40 protein-coding genes are annotated in these 23,746 nt (G+C 45.7%); 34 read left to right on the forward strand and 6 right to left on the reverse strand.

Annotated elements, in window-relative coordinates:
• The first annotated feature begins 18 nt into the window (after positions 1–18).
• From tuf to dsbD, 32 genes are all read left to right on the forward strand, one after another.
• Complete coding sequence (tuf, locus tag Pas1_RS00290; protein WP_112202573.1) at positions 19–1,209, forward strand: elongation factor Tu; 1,191 nt, start codon at positions 19–21, stop codon at positions 1,207–1,209.
• Between the two features lie 116 nt (positions 1,210–1,325).
• Entirely contained in the window at positions 1,326–1,637 is a 312-nt protein-coding gene (gene rpsJ, locus Pas1_RS00295) for a 30S ribosomal protein S10 (RefSeq protein ID WP_011901899.1), read from the forward strand.
• Positions 1,638–1,833: 196 nt separating this feature from the next.
• Entirely contained in the window at positions 1,834–2,490 is a 657-nt protein-coding gene (gene rplC, locus Pas1_RS00300; protein WP_071465078.1) for a 50S ribosomal protein L3, read from the forward strand.
• Positions 2,491–2,501: 11 nt separating this feature from the next.
• Positions 2,502–3,122: a 50S ribosomal protein L4 gene (gene rplD / locus Pas1_RS00305; RefSeq protein ID WP_112202592.1), complete on the forward strand. Its 621-nt coding sequence runs from the start codon at positions 2,502–2,504 to the stop codon at positions 3,120–3,122.
• Complete coding sequence (gene rplW, locus Pas1_RS00310; protein WP_068947693.1) at positions 3,119–3,433, forward strand: 50S ribosomal protein L23; 315 nt, start codon at positions 3,119–3,121, stop codon at positions 3,431–3,433. Before rplD ends, rplW begins: the two co-directional genes overlap by 4 nt.
• Before the next feature lie 2 nt (positions 3,434–3,435).
• Positions 3,436–4,266, forward strand: coding sequence for a 50S ribosomal protein L2 (gene rplB, locus Pas1_RS00315; protein ID WP_112202594.1), 831 nt, complete (start codon positions 3,436–3,438; stop codon positions 4,264–4,266).
• A gap of 19 nt (positions 4,267–4,285) precedes the next feature.
• A complete protein-coding gene (gene rpsS, locus Pas1_RS00320; protein WP_087908800.1) occupies positions 4,286–4,564 on the forward strand; it encodes a 30S ribosomal protein S19 in 279 nt (92 codons plus the stop codon).
• A 7-nt stretch (positions 4,565–4,571) separates the two neighbouring features.
• Entirely contained in the window at positions 4,572–4,904 is a 333-nt protein-coding gene (gene rplV / locus Pas1_RS00325; protein WP_425325354.1) for a 50S ribosomal protein L22, read from the forward strand.
• A gap of 8 nt (positions 4,905–4,912) precedes the next feature.
• A complete protein-coding gene (gene rpsC / locus Pas1_RS00330) occupies positions 4,913–5,740 on the forward strand; it encodes a 30S ribosomal protein S3 (RefSeq protein WP_112294168.1) in 828 nt (275 codons plus the stop codon).
• Between the two features lie 2 nt (positions 5,741–5,742).
• Positions 5,743–6,156 (forward strand): 50S ribosomal protein L16, encoded by a 414-nt coding sequence (rplP, locus tag Pas1_RS00335; RefSeq protein ID WP_100379479.1) that lies wholly within the window; start codon positions 5,743–5,745, stop codon positions 6,154–6,156.
• Positions 6,157–6,170: 14 nt separating this feature from the next.
• Positions 6,171–6,365, forward strand: coding sequence for a 50S ribosomal protein L29 (gene rpmC, locus Pas1_RS00340; protein ID WP_112202600.1), 195 nt, complete (start codon positions 6,171–6,173; stop codon positions 6,363–6,365).
• 12 nt (positions 6,366–6,377) lie between these two features.
• Complete coding sequence (rpsQ, locus tag Pas1_RS00345) at positions 6,378–6,647, forward strand: 30S ribosomal protein S17 (protein ID WP_112202602.1); 270 nt, start codon at positions 6,378–6,380, stop codon at positions 6,645–6,647.
• A gap of 187 nt (positions 6,648–6,834) precedes the next feature.
• Positions 6,835–7,203 (forward strand): 50S ribosomal protein L14, encoded by a 369-nt coding sequence (gene rplN / locus Pas1_RS00350; RefSeq protein WP_112202603.1) that lies wholly within the window; start codon positions 6,835–6,837, stop codon positions 7,201–7,203.
• 9 nt (positions 7,204–7,212) lie between these two features.
• Positions 7,213–7,521: a 50S ribosomal protein L24 gene (rplX, locus tag Pas1_RS00355; protein ID WP_112202605.1), complete on the forward strand. Its 309-nt coding sequence runs from the start codon at positions 7,213–7,215 to the stop codon at positions 7,519–7,521.
• Positions 7,522–7,537: 16 nt separating this feature from the next.
• On the forward strand, positions 7,538–8,080 hold the full coding sequence (gene rplE / locus Pas1_RS00360) for a 50S ribosomal protein L5 (RefSeq protein WP_112202607.1): 543 nt from the start codon (positions 7,538–7,540) through the stop codon (positions 8,078–8,080).
• 9 nt (positions 8,081–8,089) lie between these two features.
• Positions 8,090–8,395, forward strand: coding sequence for a 30S ribosomal protein S14 (rpsN, locus tag Pas1_RS00365; protein WP_071464445.1), 306 nt, complete (start codon positions 8,090–8,092; stop codon positions 8,393–8,395).
• Between the two features lie 25 nt (positions 8,396–8,420).
• Entirely contained in the window at positions 8,421–8,816 is a 396-nt protein-coding gene (gene rpsH / locus Pas1_RS00370) for a 30S ribosomal protein S8 (RefSeq protein WP_112202609.1), read from the forward strand.
• Positions 8,817–8,826: 10 nt separating this feature from the next.
• Complete coding sequence (gene rplF / locus Pas1_RS00375; protein WP_112202611.1) at positions 8,827–9,360, forward strand: 50S ribosomal protein L6; 534 nt, start codon at positions 8,827–8,829, stop codon at positions 9,358–9,360.
• 13 nt (positions 9,361–9,373) lie between these two features.
• Positions 9,374–9,727: a 50S ribosomal protein L18 gene (gene rplR, locus Pas1_RS00380; protein WP_112202613.1), complete on the forward strand. Its 354-nt coding sequence runs from the start codon at positions 9,374–9,376 to the stop codon at positions 9,725–9,727.
• 21 nt (positions 9,728–9,748) lie between these two features.
• Positions 9,749–10,267 carry a 30S ribosomal protein S5 gene (gene rpsE, locus Pas1_RS00385; protein ID WP_112202615.1) on the forward strand — a complete coding sequence of 173 codons (519 nt, stop codon included), beginning with the start codon at positions 9,749–9,751 and terminating at the stop codon, positions 10,265–10,267.
• A gap of 23 nt (positions 10,268–10,290) precedes the next feature.
• The gene (rpmD, locus tag Pas1_RS00390; RefSeq protein WP_112202617.1) at positions 10,291–10,482 is read left to right on the forward strand and encodes a 50S ribosomal protein L30; all 192 of its coding nucleotides are present in this window, start codon (positions 10,291–10,293) and stop codon (positions 10,480–10,482) included.
• Positions 10,483–10,506: 24 nt separating this feature from the next.
• The gene (rplO, locus tag Pas1_RS00395) at positions 10,507–10,947 is read left to right on the forward strand and encodes a 50S ribosomal protein L15 (RefSeq protein WP_112202619.1); all 441 of its coding nucleotides are present in this window, start codon (positions 10,507–10,509) and stop codon (positions 10,945–10,947) included.
• Between the two features lie 17 nt (positions 10,948–10,964).
• On the forward strand, positions 10,965–12,302 hold the full coding sequence (secY, locus tag Pas1_RS00400; RefSeq protein WP_112202621.1) for a preprotein translocase subunit SecY: 1,338 nt from the start codon (positions 10,965–10,967) through the stop codon (positions 12,300–12,302).
• A 4-nt stretch (positions 12,303–12,306) separates the two neighbouring features.
• On the forward strand, positions 12,307–12,525 hold the full coding sequence (gene infA / locus Pas1_RS00405) for a translation initiation factor IF-1 (RefSeq protein WP_112202623.1): 219 nt from the start codon (positions 12,307–12,309) through the stop codon (positions 12,523–12,525).
• Positions 12,526–12,559: 34 nt separating this feature from the next.
• A complete protein-coding gene (gene rpmJ, locus Pas1_RS00410; protein ID WP_012357167.1) occupies positions 12,560–12,676 on the forward strand; it encodes a 50S ribosomal protein L36 in 117 nt (38 codons plus the stop codon).
• A gap of 24 nt (positions 12,677–12,700) precedes the next feature.
• Positions 12,701–13,066, forward strand: coding sequence for a 30S ribosomal protein S13 (gene rpsM, locus Pas1_RS00415; protein ID WP_112202625.1), 366 nt, complete (start codon positions 12,701–12,703; stop codon positions 13,064–13,066).
• A gap of 18 nt (positions 13,067–13,084) precedes the next feature.
• Entirely contained in the window at positions 13,085–13,492 is a 408-nt protein-coding gene (gene rpsK, locus Pas1_RS00420; protein ID WP_112202627.1) for a 30S ribosomal protein S11, read from the forward strand.
• A 113-nt stretch (positions 13,493–13,605) separates the two neighbouring features.
• Entirely contained in the window at positions 13,606–14,229 is a 624-nt protein-coding gene (rpsD, locus tag Pas1_RS00425) for a 30S ribosomal protein S4 (protein ID WP_112202629.1), read from the forward strand.
• Positions 14,230–14,252: 23 nt separating this feature from the next.
• On the forward strand, positions 14,253–15,233 hold the full coding sequence (locus Pas1_RS00430) for a DNA-directed RNA polymerase subunit alpha (RefSeq protein WP_112202631.1): 981 nt from the start codon (positions 14,253–14,255) through the stop codon (positions 15,231–15,233).
• Between the two features lie 16 nt (positions 15,234–15,249).
• Positions 15,250–15,642: a 50S ribosomal protein L17 gene (gene rplQ, locus Pas1_RS00435; RefSeq protein ID WP_112202633.1), complete on the forward strand. Its 393-nt coding sequence runs from the start codon at positions 15,250–15,252 to the stop codon at positions 15,640–15,642.
• A gap of 69 nt (positions 15,643–15,711) precedes the next feature.
• On the forward strand, positions 15,712–16,044 hold the full coding sequence (gene cutA, locus Pas1_RS00440; RefSeq protein ID WP_112202635.1) for a divalent-cation tolerance protein CutA: 333 nt from the start codon (positions 15,712–15,714) through the stop codon (positions 16,042–16,044).
• Entirely contained in the window at positions 16,041–17,696 is a 1,656-nt protein-coding gene (gene dsbD, locus Pas1_RS00445; protein WP_112294169.1) for a protein-disulfide reductase DsbD, read from the forward strand. The genes cutA and dsbD overlap by 4 nt, the downstream gene beginning before the upstream one ends.
• On the opposite strand, the gene hemB is transcribed toward dsbD, so the two are convergent.
• Together hemB and yihA are read right to left on the reverse strand one after the other, a co-directional pair.
• Complete coding sequence (hemB, locus tag Pas1_RS00450) at positions 17,697–18,716, reverse strand: porphobilinogen synthase (RefSeq protein WP_215274635.1); 1,020 nt, start codon at positions 18,714–18,716, stop codon at positions 17,697–17,699.
• Positions 18,700–19,365 (reverse strand): ribosome biogenesis GTP-binding protein YihA/YsxC, encoded by a 666-nt coding sequence (gene yihA, locus Pas1_RS00455; RefSeq protein WP_112202641.1) that lies wholly within the window; start codon positions 19,363–19,365, stop codon positions 18,700–18,702. Before yihA ends, hemB begins: the two co-directional genes overlap by 17 nt.
• 114 nt (positions 19,366–19,479) lie before the next feature.
• On the opposite strand from yihA, the gene Pas1_RS00460 reads away from it, so the two are divergent.
• Positions 19,480–20,175, forward strand: coding sequence for a c-type cytochrome (locus Pas1_RS00460; protein WP_112294170.1), 696 nt, complete (start codon positions 19,480–19,482; stop codon positions 20,173–20,175).
• A gap of 68 nt (positions 20,176–20,243) precedes the next feature.
• On the opposite strand, the gene lysA is transcribed toward Pas1_RS00460, so the two are convergent.
• Both lysA and lptM read right to left on the reverse strand, forming a co-directional pair.
• Positions 20,244–21,539, reverse strand: coding sequence for a diaminopimelate decarboxylase (lysA, locus tag Pas1_RS00465; protein ID WP_112294171.1), 1,296 nt, complete (start codon positions 21,537–21,539; stop codon positions 20,244–20,246).
• Positions 21,536–21,727: an LPS translocon maturation chaperone LptM gene (lptM, locus tag Pas1_RS09855; RefSeq protein ID WP_112294172.1), complete on the reverse strand. Its 192-nt coding sequence runs from the start codon at positions 21,725–21,727 to the stop codon at positions 21,536–21,538. Before lptM ends, lysA begins: the two co-directional genes overlap by 4 nt.
• A 47-nt stretch (positions 21,728–21,774) precedes the next feature.
• On the opposite strand from lptM, the gene cyaY reads away from it, so the two are divergent.
• Entirely contained in the window at positions 21,775–22,155 is a 381-nt protein-coding gene (gene cyaY, locus Pas1_RS00475) for an iron donor protein CyaY (protein WP_112205763.1), read from the forward strand.
• Here cyaY and aroB read toward each other — a convergent pair.
• Both aroB and Pas1_RS00485 read right to left on the reverse strand, forming a co-directional pair.
• A complete protein-coding gene (gene aroB, locus Pas1_RS00480) occupies positions 22,139–23,221 on the reverse strand; it encodes a 3-dehydroquinate synthase (protein ID WP_112294173.1) in 1,083 nt (360 codons plus the stop codon). The genes cyaY and aroB overlap by 17 nt on opposite strands.
• A complete protein-coding gene (locus Pas1_RS00485; RefSeq protein WP_225971623.1) occupies positions 23,218–23,742 on the reverse strand; it encodes a shikimate kinase in 525 nt (174 codons plus the stop codon). The genes aroB and Pas1_RS00485 overlap by 4 nt, the downstream gene beginning before the upstream one ends.
• Positions 23,743–23,746 lie beyond the last annotated feature (4 nt).

Raw genomic sequence — 23,746 nt, forward strand, 5'->3', positions numbered from 1 at the left:
CTAAGAAGGCAGACAAAAATGGCAAAAGAAAAGTTTGAGCGGACAAAACCGCACGTAAACGTAGGCACCATTGGTCACGTTGACCACGGTAAAACCACTTTGACAGCAGCAATCGCAACCGTGCTTTCTAAGCAATTCGGTGGCGAAGCAAAAGCATACGATCAGATCGATGCTGCTCCTGAAGAAAAGGCCCGTGGTATTACGATTAATACTGCGCACGTTGAGTATGAGACTGCTAATCGTCACTATGCTCACGTCGATTGCCCAGGACATGCTGACTACGTTAAGAACATGATTACTGGCGCTGCCCAAATGGACGGCGCAATTTTGGTTTGCTCTGCAGCTGACGGCCCAATGCCACAAACCCGTGAGCACATCCTCTTGGCACGCCAAGTCGGTGTTCCTTACATCGTCGTGTTTTTAAACAAGTGCGACATGGTCGATGATGCTGAGTTGTTAGAGCTCGTTGAGATGGAAGTACGTGAGCTTTTATCTAAGTACAACTTCCCTGGTGATGACACTCCAATCATCCACGGTTCTGCTAAGTTAGCCCTAGAAGGTGACGAAGGCGAATTGGGTAAAGGCGCGATCATGAAATTGGCCGAAGCTTTAGATACTTATATTCCTACTCCAGAGCGCGCGATTGATGGTGCGTTCTTGATGCCAGTAGAAGATGTGTTCTCGATCTCTGGTCGCGGCACTGTTGTGACTGGTCGTATTGAGCGCGGTATTGTTAAGGTAGGTGAAGAGATTGAAATCATTGGTATTAAGCCCACTCTCAAAACCACTTGTACTGGTGTAGAGATGTTCCGCAAACTGCTCGATCAAGGTCAAGCAGGCGATAACGTCGGTATTTTGTTACGTGGTACTAAGCGTGAAGAAGTTGAGCGTGGCCAAGTCTTGGCCAAGCCAGGTTCAATCACCCCACATACCCACTTTACAGCCGAGGTTTATATCTTGGGTAAAGATGAAGGTGGTCGTCATACTCCGTTCTTTAACAACTATCGTCCCCAGTTTTACTTCCGTACTACGGACGTAACGGGTTCAATCGAGTTGCCAAAAGACAAAGAGATGGTCATGCCTGGCGATAACGTCACCATTACCGTCAAACTCATCGCGCCAATTGCGATGGAAGAAGGTTTACGTTTTGCAATCCGTGAAGGTGGCCGTACTGTTGGCGCCGGAGTGGTTGCGAAGATTTTGGCTTAAGTAGTCGGTTTTAAATTTGGTTTAGCGTTTTGCTAACCGGTGACATCTGTGCTGCAGATGTCACCCGCTCTTTAGATTGATAACGCGGCAGCACCGCACTGTTCTTTGGAATTAATATGCAAAACCAAAAAATTCGTATTCGTCTCAAAGCATTTGACTATCGTTTGATCGATCAGTCTGCAGCTGAAATCGTTGATACAGCTAAGCGTACTGGTGCGGTTGTTAAGGGTCCAGTACCGTTACCAACCCGTATTGAGCGTTTTGACATCTTGCGTTCCCCACACGTGAACAAGACTTCACGTGATCAGTTGGAGATCCGTACCCATTTGCGTTTAATGGATATTGTTGATCCAACCGAGAAAACTGTGGATGCTTTGATGAAATTAGACCTTCCAGCTGGTGTGGATGTCGAAATTAAGCTGCAATAAGATCTATTTTTGGCCTTGTAGCTTGTCAAGGTCAGCTTTTCGGGATAGAATCAAAGGCTTCGCTTAAATATTAGGCGATTTTATTAGTTTTATCTGCATTAAAATTGTTGTAAGTTATTGATTTAGAAGTATTTTTACTTGTAAATCACCTAAATTAAATTTTGCCGACCAATCGAAGTCGGCGTGGAGCATGAATATGAGCTTAGGCTTAATCGGCCGCAAGGTCGGCATGACCCGTCTATTTACGGATGAAGGGGATTCAATCCCTGTAACCGTAATTGACGTGAGCGACAACAGAATCGCTCAAATCAAGACCCAGGCAACTGATGGCTATGATGCTATCCAGTTGGCTCATGGCACACGTAGAGCTACTCGCGTTACCAAAGCAATGGCAGGACATTTTGCAAAAGCAGGTGTCATGGCTGGTAACGGGCTAAACGAATTCCAATTAGACGCAGCAAAAATTGCAGAAATGACCCCAGGACAAGTAATTCCTGCGGAAGCTGCTTTCACTGCCGGTCAAAAAGTTGACGTTCAAGGCGTATCGATCGGTAAAGGTTACGCAGGCACCATTAAGCGTTATCACTTTGCTTCTGGACGCGCCTCACACGGAAACTCACGTTCACACAACGTACCAGGTTCTATTGGTATGGCACAAGATCCAGGTCGCGTATTCCCAGGTAAGCGCATGACTGGCCACCTTGGCGACGTTACCCGTACCGTACAAAATTTAGTTATCGCACGCATTGATGCAGAACGTAATCTCATCATGGTTAAAGGCGCTATTCCAGGTGCCCCAGGCGGTAAAGTGATTGTTACTCCAGCGGTGAAAACACCGTTGAAGAAGAAATAAGGAGAGCGAATATGGAACTCAAGCTTCTCCAAGATAACGGAACTTTAGGTGCTGGCGTTCAAGCATCACCAGAAGTGTTCGAGCGTGAATATAACGAAGCACTAGTACACCAAGTTGTTGTGGCTTACCAAGCAAATGCTCGTAGTGGTAACCGCGCACAAAAGGACCGTGAACAAGTTAAGCACACTACCAAAAAACCTTGGCGTCAAAAAGGTACTGGTCGTGCACGTGCTGGTATGAGCTCTTCCCCGCTGTGGCGTGGAGGTGGTCGTATATTTCCAAATTCTCCTGAAGAGAATTTCAGCCAAAAAGTAAACAAGAAAATGTACCGCGCTGGTATGAGATCCATTTTGTCTCAGTTGGCTCGCGAAGGTCGTTTGAATGTGGTTGATCAATTTAGCTTAGATGCTCCTAAGACCAAAGAGTTGGCTGACAAAGTCAAAGCTATGGGATTGGACTCTGTGCTCATCATCGTTGATCAAGTTAGCGAGAATTTGTACTTGGCATCACGTAACTTACATAAAGTTGCGATTGTCGAGCCACAGCACGCTGATCCATTGGCTTTAGTCCAGTACAAAAAAGTATTGGTTAGCAAAGCTGCGATCGCCAAAATTGAGGAGTTGCTGAAATGAGCCAAGTCCGTAAAAACGATCATAATTTAATGAAGGTACTGCTTGGCCCCGTTATCTCTGAAAAAGCCACTATGGTTGCAGAGAAAAACGAACAAGTAGTGTTCCAAGTAGCTCGCGATGCAAATAAGAGCGATGTAAAACAAGCAGTTGAATTGCTCTTCAAAGTGCAAGTTGACTCAGTTCAAATCGTGAATCAAAAAGGCAAGCCAAAGCGCTATGGCCGTTTTGAAGGTCGTCGTGACCACACCAAGAAGGCCTATGTGAATTTGAAGCCAGGTCAAGAAATTAACTTTGAAGCGGAGGCGAATTAATCATGCCTTTGATGAAGACAAAACCGACCTCACCAGGTCGTCGTTCAATGGTCAAGGTGGTTAATCCTGACCTGCATAAAGGTAAGCCTTTTGCAGCGTTGGTAGAGCCACAGTTCCAAAAAGCTGGACGTAACAACAATGGCCACATCACTACTCGTCATAAAGGCGGTGGTCATAAGCATCACTATCGTATGGTTGATTTCAAGCGCAATGACAAAGACGGCATTCCAGCCAAGGTCGAGCGTTTGGAATACGATCCAAACCGTAGCGCAAATATTGCGTTGATCGTATTTGCTGATGGTGAGCGTCGCTACATTCTGGCTGCTAAGGGAATGACTGTTGGTCAACAGATCCAAAACGGTTCTGAAGCCCCTATCAAGTCCGGTAACAATTTACCAATTCGTAATATTCCAGTAGGTAGCACTATTCACTGTGTAGAAATGTTGCCAGGTAAAGGCGCGCAGATTGCTCGCTCAGCTGGCGGTTCTGCAGTACTGTTAGCTCGCGAAGGTGTTTACGCTCAGGTGCGCTTGCGCTCAGGTGAAGTACGTCGCGTGTTGATCGAGTGCCGTGCAACCATTGGTGAAGTTGGTAATGAAGAGCACAGCTTGCGCCAAATTGGTAAAGCTGGTGCAAATCGCTGGCGCGGTATTCGCCCAACCGTTCGCGGTGTGGCAATGAACCCAGTAGATCACCCACATGGTGGTGGTGAAGGTAAAACTGGCGAAGGCCGAGTACCTGTTTCTCCATGGGGCACACCAACCAAAGGTTATCGCACACGTCGCAATAAGCGTACAACTTCGATGATCGTTCAACGTCGTCAAAAACGTTAAGCGATAAGGATAAATAGATATGACACGTTCAGCTAAAAAGGGCCCATTCTGCGACGCCAGCTTAGTTAAAAAAGTTGAAGTTGCACAGGCTAACAAAGACAAGAAGCCGATCAAGACTTGGTCGCGCCGTTCAACAATTCTGCCAGACTTTATTGGTCTGACAATTGCTGTTCATAACGGTCGCCAACACGTTCCGGTTTATGTATCAGAAAACATGGTGGGTCATAAGTTAGGCGAATTTGCCTTGACCCGTACTTTCAAAGGTCACGCTGCTGACAAGAAAGTTGTGAAGAAGTAAGGGGATGATGATGGAAGTTAAAGCAATTCACCGCGGCGCCCGCATTTCTGCGCAAAAGACACGATTGGTCGCAGACCAGATTCGTGGTTTGCCAATTGCGCGCGCTATGAACATTTTGAATTTCAGCCCCAAAAAAGCTGCTTTCATTGTGAAAAAAGTTGTTGAGTCTGCACTCGCTAACGCTGAGCACAACAAAGGCGCCGATATTGATGAACTCAAAGTATCAGCAGTCATTGTTGACAAGGGAACATCCTTGAAGCGCTTTACTGCTCGCGCTAAGGGTCGTGGCAATCAAATCGAAAAACAAACATGTCACATTAGCGTGACCCTGAGTAAGTAAGGAAAGATATGGGCCAAAAGATAAACCCCACCGGATTCCGCCTCTCGGTAACGAAGAATTGGACATCACGTTGGTACGCAAACAATACTGATTTTGCGAAGATGCTGAAAGAGGACGTAGATGTCCGCAGCTATTTGAAAAAGAAGTTAAAGAATGCATCAGTCAGTAAGGTAGTGATTGAGCGTCCTGCAAAGAATGCACGCATCACAATTTATAGCTCACGTCCAGGCGTGGTCATTGGTAAGAAGGGCGAAGATATTGAAGTCCTCCGCCGTGAATTGCAAAAACGTATGGGCGTTCCAGTCCATGTGAATATCGAAGAGATTCGTAAGCCAGAAGTGGACGCTCAGTTAATCGCTGACTCCATTACTCAACAGCTCGAGAAGCGCATTATGTTCCGTCGCGCTATGAAGCGTGCCATGCAAAGCGCAATGCGTTTAGGCGCTCAAGGTATCAAGATTATGTCCTCTGGACGTTTGAATGGTGCTGAGATTGCTCGTCGCGAATGGTATCGTGAGGGTCGCGTTCCACTTCATACATTGAAGGCAGACATTGACTACGCTACATCAGAAGCTGAAACTACATACGGCATCATCGGTGTCAAAGTATGGGTTTACAAAGGCGACACATTAGGTCGTGGCGCTGATGTCCAAGTAGCTGCACCTGTAGCTGAGCCAGCAGTTGAAGAAAAGAAAACCCGTCGTGTACCAAGCAAAACAGCTGCTCGTAAGCCTGCTGGTGAAGACAAGCCATTAGTTGCTGCTAAGCCAGCAATCAAGCGCGTGCGCAAAGCAGTTGAACCTGCTGCTGCCGATACGCAGAAGTCAGGAGAGTAAGCATGCTGCAACCAAAGCGTCGCAAGTATCGTAAAGAACAAAAAGGCCGCAACACTGGCGTGGCAACACGTGGTAGCTCTGTAGCATTCGGTGACTTCGGCTTAAAGGCTGTTGGTCGTGGTCGTTTGACTGCTCGTCAAATCGAGTCAGCACGTCGTGCAATGACCCGTCACATTAAACGTGGCGGTCGTATCTGGATTCGTATTTTCCCAGATAAGCCAATTTCACAAAAACCTGCCGAAGTTCGTATGGGTAACGGTAAAGGGAATCCAGAGTATTACGTTGCAGAAATTCAACCAGGCAAGATTCTCTATGAGATGGATGGTGTAGATGAAACTTTGGCGCGCGAAGCATTCAAGCTTGCTGCAGCTAAATTACCTTTGCAAACCACATTCGTGATTCGTCACCTCGGTTGATCGGGATAGATATTATGAAAAATAAAGAATTAGCTACTAAAGATCTGACTGCCTTGAATGCAGAGTTAACAGAGCTTTTGAAGACCAACTTCAAGCTCCGTATGCAAAAAGGCACTCAGCAACTCACCAATACCAGTCAATTGGGTAAGACTAAGCGCGACATCGCTCGTGTAAAGACTTTTATCACCCAAAAAACTGTTCAGAAATAAGGAAAAAGGGATATGACAGAATTATCTAAACCCTTGCGCCGTACCCTTGTGGGCCGTGTCGTTAGCGACAAAATGCAGAAAACTGTGACCGTTCTTGTTGAGCGCCAGGTAAAGCATCCCATTATTGGTAAATATGTTGGTCAGTCCAAGAAATACCATGCGCACGACGAGGCTGGCACCTACAAAATGGGCGATACCGTTGAAATTAGCGAATCTAAGCCAATTTCACGCACCAAATCCTGGGTTGTGACCCGTTTGGTAGAGGCTTCAAAGGGTATTTAAAGAATTATTAGGGATTTTGGCCCAAATTCGTAGCCAAATCCCTAATTTACGTAGTAGAATAGAAGGCTTTTCGCGATATAGCGGTAAGAAAAGCAGTGTTTTTCATTAATTCCGGGCCTTAGCTTTCGCTCAGGCCCATAACGGAACCAAGACTGTTTGCCTTTGGCTAATAAGTTGGGGATTAGAAATGATACAAACTGAAAGTAGATTGCAGGTCGCCGATAACACAGGCGCCAGTGAAGTTTTGTGCATCAAGGTATTGGGCGGCTCAAAGCGTCGTTATGCCAGTATCGGTGATGTCATCAAAGTCAGCGTGAAATCCGCTGCTCCACGTGGCCGTGTAAAAAAAGGTGACATTTATAACGCCGTAGTGGTGAGAACCGCTAAGGGTGTTCGTCGTCCAGATGGTTCATTGATTAAGTTCGATGAAAATGCTGCGGTTTTGCTCAACGCTAAGTTAGAGCCGATTGGTACACGTATCTTTGGACCTGTTACACGCGAATTGCGTACAGAAAAGTTCATGAAGATCGTTTCACTCGCGCCCGAAGTTATTTAAGAGGCTGATATGAAAAAGATTCGTAAAGGTGATTCCGTAGTTGTTTTGACTGGCCGCGATAAGGGCAAGCAAGGAACAGTTACCGATGTGCTCGAGAACAAGTTAGTTGTTGAGGGCGTCAATATTTACAAAAAAGCTGTTAAGCCTAATCCAGCTGCTGGTGTAACCGGTGGAATGATTGATAAGACTATGCCTATTCATATTTCGAATGTGGCTTTAGTTGACGGCAATGGCAAAGCATCACGCGTTGGTATCAAGTTAGTTGATGGCAAAAAACAGCGTTTCCTGAAAACTACTGGCGCAAGCTTGAGCGCATAAGGGATACGGAGAAATTATGAGCACACGTTTTCAAGAACATTATCAAAAGCAAGTTGTTGCTGATTTGATGACTAAGTTTGGCTACAAATCCATTATGGAAGTTCCACGCATCACTAAGGTTACCCTCAATATGGGCTTGGGCGAAGCTGTGAACGATAAGAAGGTTATCGAGAATGCCGTTGGCGATTTAACTAAAGTAGCCGGCCAAAAGCCAGTAGTTACTAAAGCTAAAAAAGCGATTGCTGGTTTCAAAATTCGTCAAGGCTACCCAATTGGTGCGATGGTGACATTGCGCGGTCAGCGTATGTATGAGTTTTTAGATCGTTTCGTTACCGTTGCATTGCCACGCGTACGTGACTTCCGCGGAATCTCAGGTAAAGCGTTTGATGGTCGTGGTAACTACAACATCGGCGTTAAAGAGCAAATTATTTTTCCTGAAATTGAGTACGACAAAATTGATGCACTTCGTGGTCTCAATATCAGCATTACGACAACCGCTAAATCAGACGAAGAAGCAAAAGCTTTGTTAGCGGCGTTCAAATTCCCTTTCCGCAATTAAGAGGCTAACGTGGCAAAACTATCCCTAATTGAGCGCGAAAATAAGCGCGCAAAAACTGTAGAGAAGTACGCTGCCAAGCGTGCTGAACTCAAAGCAATCATTGCTGATCAATCACGCAGTGACGAAGAGCGTTACGAAGCTCGCTTGAAGCTACAGGCACTTCCACGTAACGCAAGCCCGATTCGTCAAAGAAATCGTTGTTCATTAACCGGTCGTCCACGTGGCACATTCCGTAAGTTTGGTTTGGCCCGTAGCAAGATTCGTGAAATCGCCTTCCGTGGCGAGATCCCTGGTTTAACCAAGGCCAGCTGGTAAGCGGCGAAAGAATTTAGGAGAACTCATGAGTATTAGCGATCCAATCGCCGACATGTTGACCCGGATCCGCAATGCGCAAGCAGTGCAGAAGCCCGTTGTCATGATGCCGTCGTCAAAAGTTAAAGTAGCCATTGCAAAGGTTTTGCAGGATGAAGGCTATATCGATAGTTTTGAAGTCAAAGGTGAGGCAGCTAAGCCAGTACTTCACATTGAACTAAAATATTATGCAGGCCGTCCTGTTATTGAGCGTATTGACCGTGTTTCAACACCAAGTCTACGTATCTACAAAGGTCGCCATGACATTCCAGAAGTAATGAATGGCTTGGGCATTGCAATTATTTCAACCCCTCAAGGCGTAATGACTGACCGCAAAGCACGTGCAACTGGCGTGGGCGGCGAAGTTATTTGCTACGTAGCTTAAGGAGAGAAATATGTCCCGCGTCGGCAAATCACCTATTACTGTTCCTAAGGGCGCTGAAATTAATATCAGCGGCGCTAATGTGACTGTCAAAGGACCATTAGGTACCTTGACTCATAACTTGCACCCAGCTGTTGGTCTTCAACAGGCTGATGGTGTATTGACAGTGACTTTAAATAACAATTCACCAGAAGCTGGTGCATTGTCAGGAACCACTCGCGCTTTAGTGAACAACATGGTTATTGGCGTTACCGCCGGCTTTGAGCGCAAGCTCAGCTTGGTAGGCGTTGGTTACCGTGCTCAAGCTCAAGGCGATACATTGAAATTGCAATTAGGTTTCTCACACGACATTATTTACAACCTGCCAAAGGGTGTAAAAGCGGAGACCCCATCGCAAACTGAAATCATTATTAAAGGCGCCAGCAAGCAGCAAGTTGGCCAGGTCGCAGCTGAAGTTCGTGCGTATCGTTCCCCAGAGCCATACAAAGGTAAGGGTGTTCGTTATGTTGACGAAGTTGTGCATCTCAAAGAAACCAAGAAGAAGTAAGCGAGATTAGAAAATGAATAAAGACGAATCCAGACAAAGACGTGCTCGGCAGACTCGTATTCGCATTGCTGAAGCATTGGCCAATCGCTTAACAGTTATCCGTAGCAATACGCATATCTCCGCGCAGGTATACAGCCCATGTGGAACTAAAGTACTTGCTGCTGCTTCAACGATGGAAAAAGAGTTGCGCCAGGCAATTAAGAATGGTGGCAATGCTGCTGCTGCTCAGCAAATCGGTAAATTGATTGCTGAACGTGCTGTTAAAGCAGGTGTTGTCGACGTTGCATTTGATCGTTCTGGGCACCGTTATCACGGCCGTATTAAGGCCTTAGCTGAAGCTGCGCGTGAAGCCGGCCTGAAGTTCTAATAGATTGGTTTAGGAAAAAATATGGCAAAAATGCAAACCAAAATGCAAAACGAAGAGCGTGATGATGGTCTTCGCGAGAAGATGATCGCTGTTAATCGTGTAACTAAAGTGGTTAAGGGTGGCCGTATTCTCGGCTTCGCTGCACTCACTGTAGTTGGCGATGGCGACGGCCGCATCGGCATGGGTAAAGGCAAATCAAAAGAAGTTCCAGTGGCAGTTCAAAAAGCCATGGACGAAGCACGCCGCAAAATGATCAAAGTACCATTGCGTAAGGGCACCTTGCAGCACTCAGTAATTGGTCAGCATGGTGCTTCACGTGTTTTGATTTCTCCCGCCAAAGATGGAACTGGCGTTATTGCTGGTGGTCCAATGCGCGCGATTTTTGATGTAATGGGCGTAACCAATGTGGTTGCTAAGTCACTTGGCTCAACCAACCCTTACAACATGGTTCGTGCAACGATTGATGGCTTAAGCAAGATGAGCACTCCTGCTGAAATCGCTGCTAAGCGTGGCAAATCAGTAGAAGACATTCTGAGCTAAGACTCAAAGATTAGGAACTCCAAATGACAACATCAAACTCTAAAGTCAAATTGCAATTAGTTCGCAGTTTGATCGGTACACGCGAAAGCCATCGTGCAACCGTTCGTGGTTTAGGCCTCGGACGTATCAATTCAGTTTCTGAATTAGAAGACACGCCTGCCATTCGCGGAATGATTAATAAAGTTTCTTATCTGGTCAAAGTTCTCGGTAACTGATCAGCAAGTTAATAGGCAAAGAATATGGAACTCAATACACTCAAACCCGCTGCTGGCTCCAAGAAAAATCGTCGTCGCGTAGGTCGCGGCATCGGTTCTGGTCTTGGTAAGACTGCTGGTCGTGGTCATAAAGGTCAAAAATCGCGTTCAGGCGGTTTCCACAAGGTCGGCTTCGAAGGCGGTCAAATGCCAATGTATCGTCGTTTGCCAAAGCGTGGATTCGTATCCTTGACACGTCGTCACGTTGGTCAAATCACTTTGAATGACCTGGCAAGCATCAACCTCCCTGAAGTTGACCTCTTGGTCCTCAAGCAACATGGTTTTGCTGGTGAGCAGATTAATGCAGTCAAGGTTGTTAAGACTGGTGAATTGAAGATTGCTGTGACCCTCAAGGGCATTACAGCAACCGCTGGCGCTAAAGCAGCTATAGAAGCAGCTGGTGGCAAGTTGGTAGAACAGGCTTAATCGGTATCTAGTTCAATATGGCGATCACATCTAACAATAGCACTGACACTGCACAATCCGGAGGCAAGTTTGGCGATTTACGTCGTCGCTTGGTATTCCTGATTTTGGCTTTGGTCGTCTATCGTTTGGGAGCGCATATTCCTGTACCAGGTATTGATCCTGATCAGCTAGGTCAATTGTTTGCTGGCCAAAAAGACGGCATCTTGGGAATGTTTAACTTATTCTCAGGTGGTGCTTTATCCCGCTTTACCGTTTTTGCTTTGGGAATCATGCCTTACATTTCTGCATCGATCATCATGCAGTTAATGACCATCGTTGTTCCATCTTTAGAGTCCTTGAAAAAAGAAGGCCAAGCTGGGCAAAGGAAGATTACCCAGTACACCCGCTATGGCACTGTATTTTTAGCTGTTTTTCAAGCAATGGGAATTTCGGTTGCACTTCAGGCTCAGCCAGGGTTAGTAATTAATCCCGGCATGATGTTTGAATTTAATACGGTGGTGACTTTAACTACCGGAACTATTTTCTTGATGTGGTTAGGTGAGCAGATTACAGAGCGTGGTTTAGGCAATGGTATTTCTATCATTATCTTTGGCGGTATTGTTTCTGGTCTACCAAATGCATTGGCTAGCTTGCTCGAATTAGTCCGCACTGGATCAATGAATATTCTTTCTGCATTGATGATCGTTGTGATCGTCGCTGCTGTTACCTATTTTGTAGTATTTGTAGAGCGTGGTCAGCGTCGTATTTTGGTGAACTATGCCAAGCGCCAAGTTGGTAATAAGGTCTACGGCGGTCAATCTTCTTACTTCCCATTAAAGTTAAATATGGCGGGCGTAATTCCTCCTATTTTTGCTTCATCGATTATTTTGTTCCCAGCAACTATTGCTGGTTGGTTTACTTCAGGCGAGCCAAAGAATGTCTTCAGTCGAATCATTAAAGATTTAGCGGCAACGCTTGCACCAGGACAACCTGTTTATACAATTTTGTATGCTGCTGCGATCATTTTCTTCTGCTTCTTCTATACAGCATTGGTGTTTAACAGCCGTGAGACTGCAGACAATTTGAAGAAGAGTGGCGCGTTTGTTCCTGGCATCCGCCCTGGCGATCAGACTGGTCGTTACATCGATAAGATCCTAGTGCGTTTGACCTTGGGCGGCGCAATTTATATGGTTCTGGTGTGCTTGTTGCCAGAGTTCTTGGTGTTGAAGTACAACGTGCCATTCTATTTTGGCGGTACTTCTTTGTTGATTATTGTGGTTGTTGCAATGGATTTTATGGCTCAAGTTCAGTCATTCATCATGCAGCAACAGTATGGTTCTTTGATGAAAAAAGCTAACTTTAAGATGGGCGCCTAACTGAATGTCTAAAGACGATGTAATTCAGATGGCGGGTGAGATTGTAGAGAATTTGCCGAACGCGATGTTTCGCGTGAAGCTAGAAAACGGACATGTAGTTCTAGGCCACATTTCCGGAAAGATGCGGATGCACTACATCCGAATTTTGCCGGGAGATAAGGTAACGGTGGAGATGACCCCATACGACCTGACCAGAGCCAGAATTATTTTCCGAGCGAAGTAAAGATTAAGTAGTACCTATTTTTAAGAGGTGAGTTATGAAAGTTTTAGCATCCGTTAAGTGTATTTGCAGAAATTGCAAGATCATTAAGCGCAAGCGTGTTGTGCGTGTGATCTGCTCTTCTGATGCACGTCATAAGCAGCGTCAAGGCTGATCTGGTTAATTAAGAGGAAATCTCATGGCACGTATCGCTGGGGTAAACATCCCAAATCATCAACACACTGTCATCGGTTTGACGGCAATTTTTGGCATCGGCACGACCCGTGCCCACAAAATTTGCCAAACCACTGGTGTTGCTATCGATAAAAAAATTAAGGATCTCACCGACAGTGACTTAGAAAAGTTACGCGATGAGGTAGGTAAGTTCATTACTGAAGGTGACCTACGTCGTGAAGTAACGATGAACATCAAACGTTTGATGGACTTGGGTTGCTACCGTGGCGTTCGCCATCGTAAAGGCTTACCTGTTCGTGGACAACGTACCAAGACGAATGCGCGTACCCGCAAGGGCCCACGTAAGTCTGGTATCGCACTGAAGAAATAATCAAGAAAGTTTATCGACATGGCTAAACAACAAACCGCATCTGCTGCTTCGCAGCGTGTACGCAAGAAGGTTAAAAAGAACGTTGCGGATGGTATCGCACACGTTCACGCTTCTTTTAATAACACCATTATTACGATCACTGATCGTCAGGGCAATGCGCTTTCATGGGCAACCTCAGGCGGTCAGGGTTTTAAAGGTTCCCGTAAATCCACTCCATTTGCTGCTCAGGTTGCAGCTGAAGTAGCTGGTAAAGCTGCAGTTGAGTGTGGTATCAAGAATCTTGAAGTACAGATCAAGGGTCCAGGCCCAGGTCGCGAATCTGCTGTTCGTGCTTTGAATTCTTTGGGTATCAAGATTACTGAGATTCAGGACGTTACTCCAGTTCCACACAATGGTTGCCGCCCTCCAAAGCGTCGCCGTATTTAATTTGTTTTAGGTAGTTCAGTTTTACTTATTTTTTAATCAAGCCCACCGTTCATCTGAATTAAAGGGTGAACTCACCGCCGGTCGTAAGACTGCGGCAAAGAAAGGAAAGCATCGTGGCACGTTATTTAGGGCCTAAGGCCAAATTAGCACGTCGGGAAGGTACCGACTTATTTTTAAAGAGCGCACGTCGCGCTTTGTCAGACAAGTGCAAGCTAGACAGCAAGCCTGGTCAACATGGTCGCACCTCTGGTTCCAGAACATCAGACTACGGCAACCAATTGCGTGAAAAGCAAAAGGTTAAGCGTATTTACGGAGTTTTAGAGCGTCAGTTCCGTCGTTACTTCGCTGAAGCTGAGCGTCGTAAGGGTAATACTGGTGCAACATTGCTTCAGTTATTAGAGTCTCGTCTTGATAACGTTGTTTATCGCATGGGCTTTGGCTCAACACGTGCGGAAGCGCGTCAATTGGTTTCTCATTGCGCAGTATTGCTCAATGGCAGCCCAGTAAATATCCCATCTATTCAGGTTAAACCTGGTGATGTGGTCGCGATTCGTGAAAAAGCAAAAAAACAAGCTCGTATTAGCGAGTCATTAAATTTGGTTCAGCAAACCACTGCAATCGGCTGGGTATCAGTTGATGCGGCAAAGCTGGAAGGGACGTTTAAGCAAGTGCCAGACCGCGAAGAAATTAGCGGTGATATTAATGAAAGTTTGATCGTCGAATTGTATTCACGTTAATTAGGCACTCTCAAGGAAAAAATATGCAAACAAATTTGCTCAAACCAAAAATTATTTCTGTTGAAGCGCTTTCTGCCAACCAGGCAAAAGTTGTTATGGAGCCGTTCGAGCGTGGTTATGGCCATACTCTAGGTAATGCATTACGTCGTGTGTTGTTATCTTCTATGGTTGGTTATGCGCCAACTGAAGTTGCTATTGCTGGTGTAGTTCATGAGTACTCCACTTTAGATGGCGTACAGGAAGATGTAGTTAATCTCTTGTTGAATCTCAAGGGCATCGTATTCAAATTACAGTCCCGTGATGAAGTTACTATTAACTTGCGTAAAGAAGGCCCAGGAGTTGTTACTGCAAAAGATATTGATTTGCCACACGATGTTGAAATCATTAATCCTGATCACGTAATTGCTCACTTATCCGCTGGTGGTAAGTTAGATATGCAGATCAAGGTTGAAAAAGGCCGTGGTTATGTTCCTGGCAATATGCGTCAATACCATGACGAAGCTACCAAGATCATTGGTCGTATCGTTTTAGATGCTTCTTTTAGCCCAGTAAGCCGTGTGAGCTATGCAGTTGAGTCTGCTCGTGTTGAGCAACGTACTGACTTAGACCGCTTGGTAATGACTATCGAAACTAATGGTGTTTTGTCTCCTGAAGAAGCAATTCGTCAAGCTGCAAGCATCTTGGTTGATCAGTTAGTTGTATTCGCTGCCCTCGAAAGCAGTGAAGTATCTGGCGATCTTGCACCAAGCCGCTCATCTATGGTTGATCCAATGTTGATGCGTCCAGTAGATGATCTCGAACTCACGGTTCGCTCTGCAAACTGCTTGAAGGCCGAAAATATTTACTATATTGGCGACTTGATTCAGCGTACCGAAAATGAATTGTTGAAGACTCCAAACTTAGGTCGTAAATCTTTGAATGAAATCAAGGATGTTTTAGCGGCTCGTGGTTTAAGTCTGGGCATGAAGATCGAAACCTGGCCACCAGCCAGTCTCGAGAAATAATTAGAAAGGAAGTATCATGCGTCACGGAAACGGCTTACGCAAACTCAATAGAACATCGTCGCACCGCTTAGCGATGCTTCGTAATATGTCTAATTCACTTTTGGAGCATGAAGTTATTAAAACGACTTTGCCAAAAGCAAAGGAATTGCGCATGGTTGTTGAGCCTTTAATTACGTTGGGTAAAAAAGATAACTTGGCAAACCGTCGTTTGGCATTTAATCGTACCCGCGATCGCGATATCGTTGCTAAGCTCTTTACTGAACTTGGCCCGCGTTATGCAACTCGTCCAGGCGGCTACCTCCGTATTCTGAAGTTTGGCTTCCGCGTTGGCGATAATGCGCCAATGGCTCTGGTTGAGTTGGTTGATCGTCCAGTAGTTGAAGAAACTGTTGTAGCCCAAGAGGCATAAGTCCATAAGGTATAGTGAAAAGCCAGGCTTCGGTCTGGCTTTTTTCATTTTGTTATCAGCACCAAGGCTATGACTCCAAATATTTCCCTGCTCGTCGTGACAACAAGCTTACCAACACTTGAGCAAGCGCAAATCATCGCTCGTAAGTTAGTCGAGAATCGCCTAGCTGCCTGTGTTCAGATCCAGCAGGGGGTTCATTCAATCTATCGCTGGGATGGCAAAATTTGCGAAGAGAGTGAAGTATTGTTATCGGCCAAAACGACCGCAGCGCATTGGGAAGAAATTCGGGCCTTTATCCAAAATAACCATCCCTATGAGTTACCTGAAATAATGGCATTTACTCCAGTAGAGTATGAGCGGCAATATGGACAATGGGTTGAGGCCGGACTTAATAGAAAATGAGTAAATATTTGAAATCCTTGCTGTGTAGCATTTTTGTCTTTAGCTTGTTTTTTAACCAAGCTAAAGCAGCCCCTGATTTTTTGCCTCCTGAAAAAGCTTTTTTAGCCGAGACTTCATGGTCAGCCGATGGCAGTCAAATTGTGATTCAGTTTGCTCCTGTCAAAGGGTATTACATTTACAAAGAGGCCTTACATTTTCAGCTGGGTAGAGAGCAGAAAAAACTTTCTGCATTCAAACCCAATCTACCAGTCGGTATTGAAAAGTTTGATCCTACTTTTCAGAAAAATTTACAGATTTATAAGCAGCCCTTTGAGGTCTTTATTCCTCTGGCTAGCGCTGCAAACCAGCCCATCTATCTTGAGATTGAGCTACAGGGTTGTGCGGAGGCGGGTATTTGTTATCCGCCGATGACGATGCATTTCTTGTTGACCGCTCCTGGCGTCAAAGTAGGGCCTCTTTTAGAGGACGGCGTACGTTCGGTAGAGGCAAAAAAAGCCACCAGCTTGATTGATCTATGGAATGACAGAGAAGATGTTCATGCTATTAGTGACTTTTTAGAGCAGACTTCAGTTGGCTATCTCTTCTTGGCTTTCCTTCTGCTGGGTTTAACTCTGGCATTTACGCCCTGTGTATTGCCCATGCTACCCATTATGTCGAGTGTCATTTTTGGGCGACAAGAAGGAAAAGTAGTTTCTAAATCGCGCGCGAGTGTCCTGGCGTTTGCTTATATATTAGGTATGGCTTTGCTCTACTCGCTAGCAGGCGTTGCCATGGCGGCCCTGGGTGGTAGCGCCCAAAGAGCGCTACAGAGCCCTTTAGCACTGATTATGTTTGCACTCCTGTTGTTGGGTTTATCAGGAAGCCTGTTTGGTTTTTACGAACTGCGACTACCGCATTCTTGGCATCAGCTAATCGATCGAATTGCTGGTAAACAGAAGGGCGGTAGTATTGTTGGTTCATTTGCCTTGGGCGGAATTTCTACTTTGGTCGCAAGCCCCTGTATTACTGCGCCTTTAGCTGGAGTACTTGGTTTTATTGCACAAACAGGATCGATGACTCTAGGGGCTGGGCTTTTATTTGTGATGGCGCTTGGTATGGGCTTGCCCTTATTTTTCATTGCCATAGAAGCGCGTATCTTGATTCCATCTACTGGAGTATGGATGGTGTGGCTACAACGTGCTTTAGGTGTATTGCTAGTATTCACCGCAATTTGGGTTGCAATCCCTTTATTTCAGGGAGCCAGCTCAAAGCAAGATGGACAAGTGACTCGCCAACTCGGAGAGCTTCATTTCAGATTGGTGAGTTCGATCTCTGAGCTGGATCAACAGTTGGCTTTAGCAAAAGAGGCTAAGCGGCCCGTACTTTTAGACTTTTATGCAGATTGGTGTATCAGCTGTAAAGAGATGGAGCTTAATACTTTTAGTAATTCTGAAGTCAGCAAAGAAATGCAGAATTTTGTTTTGCTACAGGCAGATGTGACCAGCAATACTCCTGCAAATAAAGAGCTACTCAAACGTTTTGGTCTCTTTGGACCGCCTGCCATCTTGTTTTTTAATTCAGATACGAGTGAACTCAAGCAAAAAAGAATTGTTGGCTATATGTCCCCAGAGCCCTTTACCAAGGCGCTTGCAGAGATTACAGAGAAAAACTAATTAAGCCTTGGCTTTTAGATAACGCGCAGCCTCTAGAGCAAAGTAGGTCAGAACACCATCTGCACCAGCACGTCTAAATGCCAAGAGCGACTCAATCATGACGGCATCATGATCAAGCCAACCATTTTGGGCGGCTGCTTTGAGCATGGCGTATTCACCACTGACTTGATATGCGTAAGTAGGGTATTCAAAAACATCTTTCACTCGACGCACAATGTCTAAGTAGGGCATGCCGGGTTTGACCATCACCATGTCGGCACCTTCACTGATATCGAGAGCAATTTCTCTCAAAGCCTCATCGCTATTGCTTGCATCCATCTGGTAGGTTTTTTTATCAGCCTTGCCTAAATTTTTTGCTGAGCCAACCGCATCACGAAATGGACCATAAAAAGCAGATGCATATTTTGCTGAGTAGGCCATGATCATGGTGTGAATTAAATCTTTTTGTTCAAGTGCCTCACGAATTTTGCCGATGCGTCCATCCATCATGTCAGATGGCGCAACAATATCGACCCCAGCCTCTGCTTGAGTTAGTGCTTGCTGAACTAAAATTGCAGTAGTCTCATCATTGAGAATATAACCAGCAGAATCTAGCACACCATCTTGACCATGGCTGGTATAGGGATCGAGGGCGACATCAGTCATGATGCCCAGATTAGGAAACTGTTTTTTGAGTTCTCTTACTGCTTTGGGAACTAAGCCGTTAGGATTTGTTGACTCTTTGCCATCAGGCGTTTTAAGGGCCGGATCAATTACCGGAAAGAGCGCCAATACTGGAATACCGAGATCAACACACTCTTGCGCAACTGGTAATAACAAATCGAGCGAAAGACGATTTACACCTGGCATGGATACAACTGCTTCAGACTGATTTTTCCCATCAAGTAAAAAGACTGGATAGATCAAATTATTCGCACTGAGACTATTTTCTTGCATCATGCGACGAGACCAATCATTGCGTCGCATGCGGCGTGGACGATGCGCTGGAAACTGTAATAAGGGATTAGCTGATTGTTTCATTTTCATGAGTGTTTGCTTCAAATAACCATTTAATAATCAGATTATCGGCTTCTTCAAGCCCAATGCGTTTAGTGCTAGAGAATAATTGTGCCGTAAGTTGTTTGGATTCACCAGTGCCATCTGGAAGATTTGGATCATACTGTTGCAACTGTTTTTTGACAGCCTCTAATGCATGTTTACATTCGCTGTTGTTGAGCTTATCGCACTTGCTGAGCAAAATATGAATGGGCTTTCCAGTGGGCACGAACCATCGAATCATTTGCTCGTCGAGGTCAGTAATTCCCCGGCGGGCATCCACAATCAAAACCATGCCTACTAATTGCTCCCGTTCCTGAAGATAGTCGCTCAGAAGCGCATTCCAGTGGTATTTGGTCTCATGGTTTACCGCGGCAAAGCCATACCCTGGTAAGTCCACTAAATAGGCTAAAAGGTCATCTTTTGCAAAAAGACCGAAATAATTGATGTGCTGGGTTCGCCCGGGGGTTTTACTCGCAAAAGCGAGTCTTTTTTGGTTACAAAGGACATTAATTGCGCTAGATTTACCCGCATTGGAGCGACCAGCAAAGGCCACCTCACGAAGAGGGGCGGCAGGCAGGCAATGGGTGTCATTGACCGTGGTCGAAAATCGGGCTTGAAAGAGTTTAGACATGTCTAGAAGCTATTGTAAAATCACGCAAAATCATGAAATATCTCATGGTGTCGGGTAAAAAGTTGTAAATGTAGGGCCCAAACACTTTTAGGAATTTTTGCCAAGGTAAACATAATGCGTCAAAGCTCTCAAATCTCCAAATTAACTGGGTTTTTAGCTATTTCCCTCATTCTAGGCTTCGGCCTTTCGATTGGTGCTAAAGCTGAAGAACCTGCGCCGGCTGTCCAAGCTGCGCCCAGCAAGCCAGCGATCGATCCCGCCGCTGGTGAGGCCCTCTATAACGGCGGCGATGCCACGCGCGGGGTTGTAGCCTGCATTACTTGCCATGGCCCTAAAGGTCAAAGTGCTGTTGGGACATGGCCTAAATTAGCCGGTCAACATGCAGCTTATATCGCTAAGCAGCTACATAATTTTAAAGAGGGCACTCGTGCTAACGCGATCATGATGGGTATGGCAATGCCTTTAACTGATCAGGATATGGCCAATATTGGCGCTTACCTCGCTAAGCAGACACCCTCTCAAGGCGTTGCTCAAAATAAAGACACGATTGAGTTGGGTCAGAGTATTTATCGTGGTGGTATTGCATCTAAAGGTGTGCCAGCTTGTGCGGCTTGCCATAGTCCAAATGGTGCAGGAATTCCAACTCAGTATCCACTGCTATCGGGTCAGTGGGCCGACTATACTAGCACTCAGTTAGCCGCCTTCCATGACGGAGTTCGTTTAAATGGTCCGATGATGAACACGATTGCTGGCAAGCTCTCTGAAAAAGAAATGAAAGCAGTTGCTGATTACATGGCTGGCTTGCATTAATTGCAGCAACCAAAAAAATAAAACCCCGCAGATGTAGCGGGGTTTTTTATTGACTAGATCGGTCTAGACTATTTAGTGGGTACTTTCTCATGCGCAAAAAGATCTACCAGCTTTTGACGTTCTCGCACAACGTGAGCATTTTTTCCATCCACTAAGATTTCGGCTGGCATTGGACGTGTGTTGTAGTTTGAGGCCATGACAAAACCATATGCGCCCGCAGAAAGAATGGCTAATACATCGCCTTCCTCAACAGCAAGCGCACGATCTCTTCCAAGCCAGTCGCCAGATTCACAAACGGGCCCAACGACATCGTAGATAACACTCTTAGCGGACTTTTTCTCAATTGGCACAATGCCATGATGCGCTTCATATAAAGCGGGGCGCAATAACTCGGTCATTGCTGCATCCACAATGCAGAAGTTTTTTTCTGTCCCAGGCTTGAGGTATTCCACTTGAGTTAATAGAACCCCAGCGTTACCAACTAGGGATCGGCCTGGCTCCAGAATCACATCTAAGTGAGAAAAACCTCGCTCGGCAATGCGATCGAGAAGGGCATTCGTGAACTCCGTAATATCTGGTGGAGTTTCGGCTCCATAAGCAATTCCGAGGCCACCACCCAAATCTAAATGATGAATGATGATGCCTTCTTTTTTGAGTTGCTCGACTAGATCTAATACTTTATCGAGCGCATCAAGATATGGCTCAGTTGTTGTAATTTGAGACCCAATATGACAATCAATGCCGACTATATCAATTTGAGAAAGTTGAACTGCCTCACGATAGGTCTTTAAAACTTCGTAATAAGCAATTCCAAACTTATTCCCTTTTAATCCAGTAGAGATATAAGGATGGGTTTGTGCATCGACATCTGGATTGACACGCAAAGAAATCGGCGCGCGGCAGTTCAGCCCTTTTGCAACACGATTAATTTTATGGAGCTCTGCAATTGATTCCACATTAATGCACTTCACTCCCGCTTTCAGGGCTTGAGTAATTTCTGCTGCAGACTTACCAACGCCAGCAAATACTGAGCTTGAAGGTTCTGCACCAATGGCTAGGGCACGAGCTAATTCACCGCCACTTACTAGATCAAAACCAGCCCCAAGATTTTTAAAGCAATCAATCACCGCTAAATTACTATTAGCTTTCATGGCGTAATGAACCCGTGCACGTCGATTGCCTTTAGCATCAATGCAGGCGCGATCATACGCCTCATACGCCTCTGTCAGCGCTTTCTTGCTGTATACGTAAAGCGGAGTGCCAAACTCTTTTGCGAGATTGGTTAATGGAATTTCTTCGGCATACCAAACGCCATTACGCTCTGTAAATCCGCTGAGGTGGGGTAGAGGGATGACTTTAGTCATTGAGGCGCGGGAGGTGGAATGGGATAGCTAGGCGCTGGGGGAGGGTAAAGCACTCCTTGAGGCTCAGGTTCACTTGGAGGTATTGGAGCAGGCGGCACATTTGGCAAATAAAGTGGTCCCCTAACCCCGCATCCCACTAGGGACATTAGGAGGGTAATCAGCAAGGTTCTGATAAGAATCGCTATCATGAATATCTCTAAAACGAATGATTGAATATAGCATGCAGGACTCCGCGATGACGCCAAATCAGGCTAATGTAGAAAAGATTGATGACAAACAGTTCCATCAGCTGGGAGGGCAAGTTTTGCAATCGATTGAACTTGCTTTGGAGGCTGCTGATGAGGCGTTAGATCTGGATTTAGATATTGAGCGTCAAGGGGGTAATGTCATCAATATCCGCTTTCGAGATCGCAGCGTCATTGTGGTGAATACTCAACCCCCATTACATGAGATCTGGGTTGCAGCAAAGTCAGGTGGTTATCACTACCGGTGGTCAGGAACTCAAACCCAGCCATTGTGGCTTGATACCAAAACGGGTCGAGAGCTCATGAGTGATCTATCCGAGTTTGCTAGTGCTCAGGCAGGCAAGCCCGTCAAAATTAAGCTGCACCTGTAGCTAGTAAAGTTTCGACAACTGCCTCATGGGGCGCGGTGGCAATGTACGCTTTACCAATTTGCTCTAAAAGCACATAACGAATTTGTCCGCCCTCGGCTTTTTTATCCACCTGCATTAACTCGATATAACGCTCAGCACCAAACTTTGGGGCTGTAGTTGGAAGATGCATTGAGTGAATGATGCGGGTTAAGCGATCCGCATCGGCTTGGGTAATTTTTTTCAAAAGGCAGGATAGCTTAGCGCCCATCACCATACCGCAGCCAACGGCTTCACCATGCAGCCATTCTCCATAGCCCATACCAGCTTCAATCGCATGACCAAAGGTATGACCAAAATTGAGCGTCGCCCGAACCCCGCCTTCCCTTTCATCTGCAGAAACTACGGCTGACTTAATTTCACAGGATCGCAAGACTGCGTGTGACATTGCTTCAATATCACAGGCTAGTAGAGCGCTTGTATTTGCTTCAATCCAATTTAAGAAAGTAGCATCGGCAATGGCACCATGTTTGATCACTTCAGCAAGACCGGCTGAAAGTTCTCGAGGCGGTAACGTTTTTAGAGTGCTCAAGTCTGCAATCACTGCAATCGGCTGATGAAATGCCCCAATCATATTTTTGCCCAGTGGATGATTGATACCAGTCTTACCGCCAACCGAAGAATCTACTTGAGAAAGCAGTGTGGTCGGTACTTGAATAAAGCGGATGCCACGCATAAAACTCGCTGCTGCAAAACCAGTCATGTCACCGATGACACCACCACCGAGTGCGATGAGTACAGTCTGTCGATCAGCACCATGCTTGAGCAGTTCATCAAAGATGGTTTGTAGATTTTTCCAATCTTTAAATGATTCACCATCTGGAAGCGCAATTGTTCTGACGGACTTTCCAAAACTCGCGAGCGTTTTACTCAGGCGCTCTGCATAGAGTGGTGCCACAGTGGTATTGGCGACAATATAAATAGAGCTAGCTTTAGAGCAAGCCTCAAATAGTTCTGGCCGATCAATTAAATCGGAGCCAATAAAGATTGGATAGCTTCTTTGACCGAGATCAACTTTCAGTGTTTTCATTGGGAGAGTTCAAGTTGCATCATTAAAGTATGAACCAATTGATTCACACTGGGTTTACCAGTTTCAATAATATGATTGGCGATTTCACGATAGAGCGGATCCCGCAGGGCATAGAGCTCTTCAAGAATCTGTCGAGCATCCCCGTTTTTTAGCAGGGGGCGGTTATCACTCCCTTTGGTGCGATGCCAGAGCTCAACAGGATTGGCATGTAAGTAGACAACCGTGCCCCGTTCACTTAATAGTTGGCGATTATCAGGTAACAGAACTGCACCACCACCGGTAGCTAAAACAATATCGTTGCCTGAGCTTGCATGATCTAGGGCTTGTGCTTCACGTTTACGAAAACCAGCTTCACCCTCCATTTCAAAAATGAGGGGTATCTTGACGCCACAACGCTCTTCAATAACATGATCAACATCGATAAATTGGCGTCCCAATTTTTTAGCCAGCAGTTTGCCAACGGTTGACTTGCCAGCACCCATAAGACCAATTAGAAAGATGTTGTTACTTGAGGAGTTCACCCTC

It is taken from the genome of Polynucleobacter paneuropaeus, assembly GCF_003261235.1.
GTDB lineage: Bacteria > Pseudomonadota > Gammaproteobacteria > Burkholderiales > Burkholderiaceae > Polynucleobacter > Polynucleobacter paneuropaeus.

Excerpts from the sequence above, each read along its gene's own strand:
- rplV (WP_425325354.1), top strand. The coding sequence starts at position 4,572 with ATGATGGAAGTTAAAGCAATTCACCGCGGCGCCCGCATTTCTGCGCAA.
- aroB (WP_112294173.1), bottom strand. The coding sequence starts at position 23,221 with ATGAAAACACTGAAAGTTGATCTCGGTCAAAGAAGCTATCCAATCTTT.
- rpsH (WP_112202609.1), top strand. The coding sequence starts at position 8,421 with ATGAGTATTAGCGATCCAATCGCCGACATGTTGACCCGGATCCGCAAT.
- Pas1_RS00460 (WP_112294170.1), top strand. The coding sequence starts at position 19,480 with ATGCGTCAAAGCTCTCAAATCTCCAAATTAACTGGGTTTTTAGCTATT.
- rplE (WP_112202607.1), top strand. The coding sequence starts at position 7,538 with ATGAGCACACGTTTTCAAGAACATTATCAAAAGCAAGTTGTTGCTGAT.
- rpsJ (WP_011901899.1), top strand. The coding sequence starts at position 1,326 with ATGCAAAACCAAAAAATTCGTATTCGTCTCAAAGCATTTGACTATCGT.
- rplQ (WP_112202633.1), top strand. The coding sequence starts at position 15,250 with ATGCGTCACGGAAACGGCTTACGCAAACTCAATAGAACATCGTCGCAC.
- rplR (WP_112202613.1), top strand. The coding sequence starts at position 9,374 with ATGAATAAAGACGAATCCAGACAAAGACGTGCTCGGCAGACTCGTATT.
- tuf (WP_112202573.1), top strand. The coding sequence starts at position 19 with ATGGCAAAAGAAAAGTTTGAGCGGACAAAACCGCACGTAAACGTAGGC.
- hemB (WP_215274635.1), bottom strand. The coding sequence starts at position 18,716 with ATGAAACAATCAGCTAATCCCTTATTACAGTTTCCAGCGCATCGTCCA.
- rpmC (WP_112202600.1), top strand. The coding sequence starts at position 6,171 with ATGAAAAATAAAGAATTAGCTACTAAAGATCTGACTGCCTTGAATGCA.
- rplF (WP_112202611.1), top strand. The coding sequence starts at position 8,827 with ATGTCCCGCGTCGGCAAATCACCTATTACTGTTCCTAAGGGCGCTGAA.
- rplC (WP_071465078.1), top strand. The coding sequence starts at position 1,834 with ATGAGCTTAGGCTTAATCGGCCGCAAGGTCGGCATGACCCGTCTATTT.
- cutA (WP_112202635.1), top strand. The coding sequence starts at position 15,712 with ATGACTCCAAATATTTCCCTGCTCGTCGTGACAACAAGCTTACCAACA.
- rplP (WP_100379479.1), top strand. The coding sequence starts at position 5,743 with ATGCTGCAACCAAAGCGTCGCAAGTATCGTAAAGAACAAAAAGGCCGC.
- rplX (WP_112202605.1), top strand. The coding sequence starts at position 7,213 with ATGAAAAAGATTCGTAAAGGTGATTCCGTAGTTGTTTTGACTGGCCGC.
- secY (WP_112202621.1), top strand. The coding sequence starts at position 10,965 with ATGGCGATCACATCTAACAATAGCACTGACACTGCACAATCCGGAGGC.
- rpmJ (WP_012357167.1), top strand. The coding sequence starts at position 12,560 with ATGAAAGTTTTAGCATCCGTTAAGTGTATTTGCAGAAATTGCAAGATC.
- rplN (WP_112202603.1), top strand. The coding sequence starts at position 6,835 with ATGATACAAACTGAAAGTAGATTGCAGGTCGCCGATAACACAGGCGCC.
- rpsC (WP_112294168.1), top strand. The coding sequence starts at position 4,913 with ATGGGCCAAAAGATAAACCCCACCGGATTCCGCCTCTCGGTAACGAAG.
- lptM (WP_112294172.1), bottom strand. The coding sequence starts at position 21,727 with ATGATAGCGATTCTTATCAGAACCTTGCTGATTACCCTCCTAATGTCC.
- rpsM (WP_112202625.1), top strand. The coding sequence starts at position 12,701 with ATGGCACGTATCGCTGGGGTAAACATCCCAAATCATCAACACACTGTC.
- rpsE (WP_112202615.1), top strand. The coding sequence starts at position 9,749 with ATGGCAAAAATGCAAACCAAAATGCAAAACGAAGAGCGTGATGATGGT.
- rpmD (WP_112202617.1), top strand. The coding sequence starts at position 10,291 with ATGACAACATCAAACTCTAAAGTCAAATTGCAATTAGTTCGCAGTTTG.
- infA (WP_112202623.1), top strand. The coding sequence starts at position 12,307 with ATGTCTAAAGACGATGTAATTCAGATGGCGGGTGAGATTGTAGAGAAT.
- rpsQ (WP_112202602.1), top strand. The coding sequence starts at position 6,378 with ATGACAGAATTATCTAAACCCTTGCGCCGTACCCTTGTGGGCCGTGTC.
- cyaY (WP_112205763.1), top strand. The coding sequence starts at position 21,775 with ATGACGCCAAATCAGGCTAATGTAGAAAAGATTGATGACAAACAGTTC.
- lysA (WP_112294171.1), bottom strand. The coding sequence starts at position 21,539 with ATGACTAAAGTCATCCCTCTACCCCACCTCAGCGGATTTACAGAGCGT.
- rplW (WP_068947693.1), top strand. The coding sequence starts at position 3,119 with ATGAGCCAAGTCCGTAAAAACGATCATAATTTAATGAAGGTACTGCTT.
- dsbD (WP_112294169.1), top strand. The coding sequence starts at position 16,041 with ATGAGTAAATATTTGAAATCCTTGCTGTGTAGCATTTTTGTCTTTAGC.
- rplO (WP_112202619.1), top strand. The coding sequence starts at position 10,507 with ATGGAACTCAATACACTCAAACCCGCTGCTGGCTCCAAGAAAAATCGT.
- yihA (WP_112202641.1), bottom strand. The coding sequence starts at position 19,365 with ATGTCTAAACTCTTTCAAGCCCGATTTTCGACCACGGTCAATGACACC.
- Pas1_RS00430 (WP_112202631.1), top strand. The coding sequence starts at position 14,253 with ATGCAAACAAATTTGCTCAAACCAAAAATTATTTCTGTTGAAGCGCTT.
- rplB (WP_112202594.1), top strand. The coding sequence starts at position 3,436 with ATGCCTTTGATGAAGACAAAACCGACCTCACCAGGTCGTCGTTCAATG.
- rplD (WP_112202592.1), top strand. The coding sequence starts at position 2,502 with ATGGAACTCAAGCTTCTCCAAGATAACGGAACTTTAGGTGCTGGCGTT.
- rpsS (WP_087908800.1), top strand. The coding sequence starts at position 4,286 with ATGACACGTTCAGCTAAAAAGGGCCCATTCTGCGACGCCAGCTTAGTT.
- rpsK (WP_112202627.1), top strand. The coding sequence starts at position 13,085 with ATGGCTAAACAACAAACCGCATCTGCTGCTTCGCAGCGTGTACGCAAG.